This window comes from Bradyrhizobium sp. (assembly GCF_019242285.1).
In the GTDB taxonomy this organism is placed as follows: Bacteria; Pseudomonadota; Alphaproteobacteria; order Rhizobiales; family Xanthobacteraceae; genus Bradyrhizobium.
In genome coordinates this window covers 1-6,765 of the sequence record NZ_JAFAVV010000098.1, presented here as the reverse complement: position 1 = coordinate 6,765, position 6,765 = coordinate 1, and the positions used below count along the sequence as shown (strand labels likewise).

Sequence of the window (6,765 nt, the reverse complement as noted above, 5' to 3'; positions counted from 1 at the left end):
CTGGAACGGCGGCTGTTCTCGCGCGGCGGCTCGCCGATCCTGCTCGACGGCGACACGTTGCGCGCCGGCTTGAACCGCGATCTCGGCTTCTCAGCCGAGGACCGCAGCGAGAACATCCGGCGCCTTGCCGAGGTCGCAACGCATCTCGCCCGCAACGGCCATATCGCCGTCGTCGCCGCCGTCTCGCCCTCCCGCGAGGACCGCGCCGCCGCCCGCCGCATCGCCGACGAAACCTTCCGCGAGATCCATGTCGCCACCCCCGCCGAGGTCTGCGAGAGCCGCGACCCCAAGGGCCACTACGCCAAGGCCCGCGCCGGCACCCTGGTCGCCTTCACCGGCATCGGCAACGACTATCAGCCGCCCGAGCGCTGCGAATTGACGCTCGACACCTCGAGCCGGACGGTGAGCGAAGCCACCGACGCGATCGAGCGCATGCTGGCAGAGACCGGCGTGCTGTTCGACGAGCTCGCCGATTTGGCAGCGAATATCTGAAGCGTGGCGCAGGGCGGATAGGGAAGCGTAATCCGCCGCGACGCGGCGAGTGAGGCCATTCGCGCGCGTCGAGCGGTTCCGCCAATCCGCCGCCCCGGCGGGTAAAATCGCTCAAATTGCGAAAGGTGGAATATTTTCTCCGTACAACCCGAGTCATATTTTGAATTCGAGGCCAGACATTTTTTGCTAGAATAGCCGTCGTCAGCACGCCATAGCTTGCGACCGCAAGTGTGCGGCGTGGCCAGGTGGCGGATGAACCTCGGAAAGCTTGACCTCGATCTGCTGATCGTCTTCGAGGCGATCTATTCTTCGACCGATATCAGTGATGCGGCGAAGCAGCTCGGCATGAGCCAGCCCGCACTCTCCAACGCGCTCGACCGTCTGCGCATGCTGATGGGCGACCCGCTATTCACCGCCGGCCAGCATGGTCTGGAAGCGACTGCGAAAGCGCAGCAAATGATTGCGCCGGCGCGCGAGGCGCTCGGCATCGGGCAACGATCGGGCACGCACGCCATCAATCTCGCCACCTATCGGCGACACTTTCGCATCCTGCTGATCGACCCGATCGAGGCCATCGTGATGCCGCCGGTGCTACGCCTGATCGCCGATCAGGCCCCGTACATCTCGATCGAATCCTGTTTGCCGACCAGTCCGGATCTCGCCGAGCAATTGCGCTCCGGCGCCCTGGATCTCGCGTGCTATCCCTGTTCTTTCGATGCGCCTGATATCGTCACCCTGCCGATCTGCCCGGTCGAGATGGTGGCGATCGCCCGGCACGGCCACCCGGACATCGGCGACGCGCTCGACCTTGCGACCTACACACGGCTTGGGCACGTGGCACTGCTGCCCGAACTGCAGGCAAACCTGCATGTCGAGGAGGATCTGGCGGCCCACCAGGCGTCGCGCCGCATCGTTTGCCTGGTCACCAAGGTCTGGTCGATTGTCTCGCTGGTGGAGCGTACCGAGCTCATCGGACACCTGCCGCGCTGGTTTGCCGCGGAGATCGCGGATCATTTCAGCGTCACGATTCACCCGCTTCCGTTCCACAATTCCGAGCAATATCTGCACCTGATCTGGCATGTGAAGAACGGGACCGATCCGGGCCTGTGCTGGCTGCGGGAGGCGATGCTGGCGGCGGTCCGGCAGCACGGCGGCGGGCTTGCCGGCCCCCCGCCGCCTGATGCCCGCGAAAGAGCAGCCGATGACTGGGGCGCTCCAAACTGACATTGGCCCACGCGACCGAACGCAAATGCAACCGAGCCACATCGATCCCGCCTTCCATAAGCGGCTGTTCCGCGTGCTGATGTTCGATCCGCTGGAACCGATCATGCTGCCGCCGGTGTTGCGGCGGATTGCCGATGCGATGCCGGGAATGACGATCGAATGTGTGCGCGGCACGGCGGATTTCGCGGCGTCCTTGCGCACCGGTGAGATCGACCTTGCCTGCTACGCTTATCCGGTCGGCGCGCCCGATATCATCGCGATCCCGATCGTCAGCACGGACGCCGTGGCAATCGCGCGCCGCGGCCATCCCGGCATCGGCGGGACTCTGGACCGCACGACCTTCGGCGCGCTCGGGCATGTCACGTTGGTGCCGCCGCTGCGCGGGCTCGTCAAGCTCAACGAGAACCTGGCTGCCCAGGGCTTGAAGCGGCGCGTGGTCTACATGGTCAACAAGATGGCCTCGATCGCTCCGATCGTCGAGCGTACCGACCTGATCGGCGTCCTGCCGCGCTGGTTCGCCCACCGCATCGCCCGCAATTTCGATATCGTCATCCACGAAATGCCGGTCATGCTCCCGGCGCAGACCGTCCACATGCTGTGGCACGCCAGGAACACGGACGACCCCGGTCACCATTGGCTGCGCGAGGCGATGCTGGCGGCGTTTCGAGAAGACATATCGCCAAGGGACGGTAACGGGTCATAGGGCAACGTCAGCCCGCAACGCGGATTCGCGAAGCGTCATCCGCTGCATCAGAAGTGGCGCCTTACGCCTTCGGCCAATCCGCCCTACGCGGTCCTACTTCGGAGCGTCAGTCCGGCTCGAACCCGTCGTCGTCTGCCCGCTTTCCGGCTGACCCGGAGGATGGGCGGCAGCGCCTGGCTTGTCTTGATCCGCTACGTATCCGGACGCTCCGGAGTTGCGAGTCTTGACTCCCTTGTCTGCGTCACGCTGCATCTGCTCGTTGGGCTCGGTGGTCTTCAGATCCTTGTCCACGTCCCGGTGGATCTGCTCGCTGGTTTGCTCGCTAGGTGCGGCCTGTTGCTGCTGCGCCGTCGCAGGGAAGGCAATCGCGCTTCCGGCGGCGGCAATCAACGCCAAAATCGAGGTTCGCATAGATCTCCTCCAATGCGTTGTCCCGGTCCGGTAACGTGCGAGCCTTCGAACGTTTCCTATCGTGGATCGTCATTTTCAGGCTCGCGGAAACTTGCCAGCCCGACGGCCCTCCAGTACCGTTCCGCGGCATCAGGAGTCCAGGCGCCCGGACCGAGCGAATAAAGCGCGAATAAAGCCGATGAATCTCGCCTTCAGGACGTCCGACGGCCTCGAGCTGGCCTATTATGTCGACGACTTCACCGATCCATGGCGCAAGCCCGATACCGTCCTTCTCCTGCATGCGGCCATGGGCAATTCCCGGCGCTGGTTTCAATGGGTGCCGTCGCTCGCGCGCCGCTACCGCGTCGTCAGGCTCGATCTGCGGGGCCACGGCAATTCCCAGATCCCGAAACCGACGGATGATTTCTCGCTCGCGTTGCTGGTCACCGACGCCCTGGCGCTGCTCGACCTGGTCGGCGCCGATGCCGCGCACGTCGTCGGCAACTCTGCCGGCGGATATGTGTCGCAGCAATTGGCGATCAACCACCCGGACCGGGTCAAGTCGCTGGCGCTGTTCGGATCGACGCCCGGACTGAAGCACAGCCACGCGCCGACCTGGATTCCGAAGATCAGGGAAGTCGGCCTGAAGCGGTTTTTGTCCGATACGATCGAGGAGCGTTTCGATTCGTCGGCCGATCCGGCCCTGGTAAGATGGTTCATCGAGCAGGCCGGATCGAACGATCCTGCCTTCATTGCCCGTTTCGTCCTTCACATGAGCTCGCACGACTTCATGGACGAGGTTTCCAGGATCAAGGCGCCGACGCTGATCGTCGCCGCCGGCCGGGAGAAGATCGGGCATGCAAGTGCCTACCAGGACATGAATCGGCGAATTGCAGGCTCGGAGCTGCTCTATTACGACACCGCGGCCCACAACATCTGCGATGGCTACGCTGCGCGTTGCGTCGAAGATCTGATGACGTTCCTGGCGAAGCATTGGTGAGAGATTTTCTGATCCCGGCCGGGCCGCCCGGCGATCAGAACGTCTTCTTGCGCCGCCAGCGCACGGGCCGCTCGGACGGGATCATGAGTCCGCTGGAGCCGACGCCCAGATCGACGAAAAGCTTGGCAAGCTCGATGGCGCAGCGGAAGCCTTCGAGCACCGGAACGTCCCAGCCCGCCGCCGCGAGCCTGCGTTGCAGGAACGGCTGCAACCAGAACGCCGCCGAGCAGCCGAGCAGGATGACCTCGGCGCCGTCCTCCTCGATCGCAGCGATGGCCTCCCGCTCGGCGGCCTCCAGCATTCCCGAGGGCTCACCGCGCGACGCCTTTTCCTTCTCCGCCTCAATGGAGCCGGGGTCGTCGTGACGGGGGCGCGGCAGCGGATAGTTGACGTTGCGGATCGATGCGCATTTGTCGGTGAAGCGATACTGCACGACCAGATTGTACATCTGCATGTTGTGCGTTTCGGAGATGTCGACGATGCTGAACTTGTTGCCCAGCATGCCGGCGATATGCATCTGCGAATGCGCCGCGGTCGTCACCGGAATATCGTATTCGCGCCCGATCTCGCGGGCCGGCCAGAAGCCGGGATCGCCACCGCCCAGCAGGACGATGGCATTGTACTTTCCGCTTCGGCACGCCTCGCGCACCAGCGGCAGCCTGTTGACGCCGACGCTGGCGAACTCCTCCTGCTTCTCCACCGGCCAATCGCCGTGGCTGGCCGGAGCGCCGGGATGCACGTCCCATTCGATTCCGTCGAGAAACGGCGCGACGTCCTGATAGTTGTAGATGATGCTTTCCTTCGGCCCAGCGAATGATCGCAGCCTGAAGCTGGAGCTTTCCGAGAGGCTGAACGCGTTGATGAGGTGAAATCGATATTTGCTCGTCGCTTGGCTCATGGCCCGCTCTTTCCTTGACCCGCGGCGCCGGTCAGTCGCCGGCCAGCTTCACCCGGCGGCCCAGATCGATCCATTGCGCGACCAGCCTTTTCGTCTCGGCATCGAGTTCGTCCGGGGTGCTGCCGATGCGGTTGTATCCGAGATCCGACATCCGCTTGCTGATGTCCGGCAGCTTCATGACCTCGAGCAGCATGTCGCGAAACCTGCTGCGAATTTCGATCGGCGTTCCGGCCGGTGCATGAACGCCCCAGAGGCTCATGATATCGACGTCCTTCAAACCCAACTCGCTGAACGTCGGGACCTCGGGCAGCGCCGGGTCGCGGGAGGCTCCGGTCGTCGCCAAGGCCCGCAGCTTCCCGGCGTCGATCTGCCCCTTGGCGGAGCTGATCCCGCCGAACTGCATCGTGACCTGCTGGCCCAGGAGGTCATTGAGGGCCGCTCCGGACGATCGATACGGCACGTGGATGAGGTTCACCCCAGCCGCAAGGCCGAACTGGATGCCGCCAAAATGCGTGGAGGATCCGATGCCGCCCGATGCGAAGGTCAGCGTCCCCGGCTTTTCCTTGGCGGCCCTGACCAGATCGCTCACGCTCCTGAAGGGACCTTCCGCGTTGACGACGAGAATGACGGGCGCGTTCGCGAGCATCGTGACGCCGGAAAAGTCCCTGAGCGTGTCGAACGGCAGGCTCTTGAGGATTGCGGGATTCTGGTAGAACGCATTGTCGCACGCCAGGAACACGTAGCCGTCCGGCCTCGCGCGCGCGACGTAGGTCGCGCCGATCACGGCGGCCGTATCCGGCTTGTTTTCGACCAGAAACGGTTGCCCCAGCCGGTCCTGCATCCCCGTCGACAGATTCCGGATCAGAATGTCCGTGCCGCCTCCCGGCGCACGCGGCACGATGACGTGCAGCGTCTGATCCGGCCACCTCCCCTCTCCGAACGCCTGGCGAACGCCGAGGGCCGCGGCGGCCAGCGACGCGCGACGTATCAGGCCTCTTCGACTGATCGACATTGATACCCCCGAATTTTTCACTTGTCGTGACGCGCCCGCCGTATCGCATCGTGATACGGCATCCCGGATCGATTGTCGTTCGAGCGGCAAAATCGTGTCAAGGCTCGCCGTCCGCGTGGGGTGCCGCGTCGGACGCATGAGCTCGGCAAGCTGCCTGCGCGGCACGCACCCGGCAACTCGTAAAGCGGATTAGCGCAGCGTAATCCGCAGCACGTCCGTGGTCGCAACCTGGCCCGTTGGTTGCGAGCGACTTTGACGACATGGCGGTGACGCGAAAGGCTGGTCATCGCGCTCCTCCACGGAACGATTGGTTCGAACGTTGAGCCCGCCCAACTCGCGCTGAGAGCATAGCCCTCGCTTGTAGCTTTCGACCGGAAGTTTTCTGCAGGGCTCGGGCGTCCCGCTTGCAGCATAGCGCTGCCTCGTCGCGCTAGGCTGCAAGAGCTCGCAGGCCAGCATGCCCAACTGCCCATCGCGCCAATCCACCGCAGTCACCACTTCTGTTTTTCGTAATTTTACTTGACGCCGACCCCAAATCAGGGGCATAATCCCCCCGTCCCGCCTCGAGGAGAGGGGCGTTACGGCCAATCGTCACGAAACGCGAGGCGGGATGCGATGGACGTGACGGCACCGTACGACGAACGGCGCCGGCGCGGACGGCCAAGCGGTGTGGTCCTGGCATCCCGACGCTGATGTCAAGCTCGTGACGACGCTTCGCGTCGCGCGGGCGATGGTGGCCAACAAGCCCGGCGCACCAGGGAGAGCACGGAGCAGCCGTTAAAACCATTGCGCGGGGAATGCCGGTTGTTCCGGCTGAACCTGTGTTGCTTGCGTGCGTAATGCGCACACTTTTCTGCACGCAAGGCTCGCGGGTGCGGCCAGCATCCGGCATTCCCCGCGCCCTCTTCGAATCGAGGGCCGCCTCCTCGAACAAACTCCGCTCAATCGTGCCGCGAGAACGCACAGGTGTGTCTCGGCGCCGCAGGGTGGGCAAAGCGGCCTCGCGCTCCAAAGCCTGTCGTTTTAAAGTAAGAGCGTGACCACCG

The 6,765-nt window shown here is 64.2% G+C and carries 7 protein-coding genes; 4 read left to right on the top strand and 3 right to left on the bottom strand.

Translation table 11 applies throughout. The features are described 5' to 3' along the window. The 3 genes from cysC to JOY90_RS03790 form a co-directional block, all read left to right on the top strand. Positions 1-492 (top strand): adenylyl-sulfate kinase (gene cysC / locus JOY90_RS03800; RefSeq protein ID WP_291689830.1); only part of this gene is annotated, 492 nt, incomplete at its 5' end. Between the two features lie 252 nt (positions 493-744). Next, entirely contained in the window at positions 745-1,716 is a 972-nt protein-coding gene (locus JOY90_RS03795) for a LysR family transcriptional regulator (protein ID WP_291689829.1), read from the top strand. A 25-nt stretch (positions 1,717-1,741) separates the two neighbouring features. Then, positions 1,742-2,419 carry a LysR substrate-binding domain-containing protein gene (locus JOY90_RS03790; protein WP_291689828.1) on the top strand — a complete coding sequence of 226 codons (678 nt, stop codon included), beginning with the start codon at positions 1,742-1,744 and terminating at the stop codon, positions 2,417-2,419. Positions 2,420-2,512: 93 nt separating this feature from the next. On the opposite strand, the gene JOY90_RS03785 is transcribed toward JOY90_RS03790, so the two are convergent. Next, complete coding sequence (locus JOY90_RS03785) at positions 2,513-2,830, bottom strand: hypothetical protein (RefSeq protein WP_291689827.1); 318 nt, start codon at positions 2,828-2,830, stop codon at positions 2,513-2,515. A gap of 178 nt (positions 2,831-3,008) precedes the next feature. Between JOY90_RS03785 and JOY90_RS03780 the strand changes: the two genes are divergently transcribed. Next, entirely contained in the window at positions 3,009-3,809 is an 801-nt protein-coding gene (locus JOY90_RS03780) for an alpha/beta fold hydrolase (RefSeq protein ID WP_291689826.1), read from the top strand. 34 nt (positions 3,810-3,843) lie between these two features. Here the strand turns inward: JOY90_RS03780 and JOY90_RS03775 are convergent, their stop codons facing one another. Further along, the gene (locus tag JOY90_RS03775) at positions 3,844-4,707 is read right to left on the bottom strand and encodes an aspartate/glutamate racemase family protein (protein ID WP_291689825.1); all 864 of its coding nucleotides are present in this window, start codon (positions 4,705-4,707) and stop codon (positions 3,844-3,846) included. Between the two features lie 31 nt (positions 4,708-4,738). Next, positions 4,739-5,884 carry a tripartite tricarboxylate transporter substrate binding protein gene (locus JOY90_RS03770; RefSeq protein ID WP_291689824.1) on the bottom strand — a complete coding sequence of 382 codons (1,146 nt, stop codon included), beginning with the start codon at positions 5,882-5,884 and terminating at the stop codon, positions 4,739-4,741. Positions 5,885-6,765 lie beyond the last annotated feature (881 nt).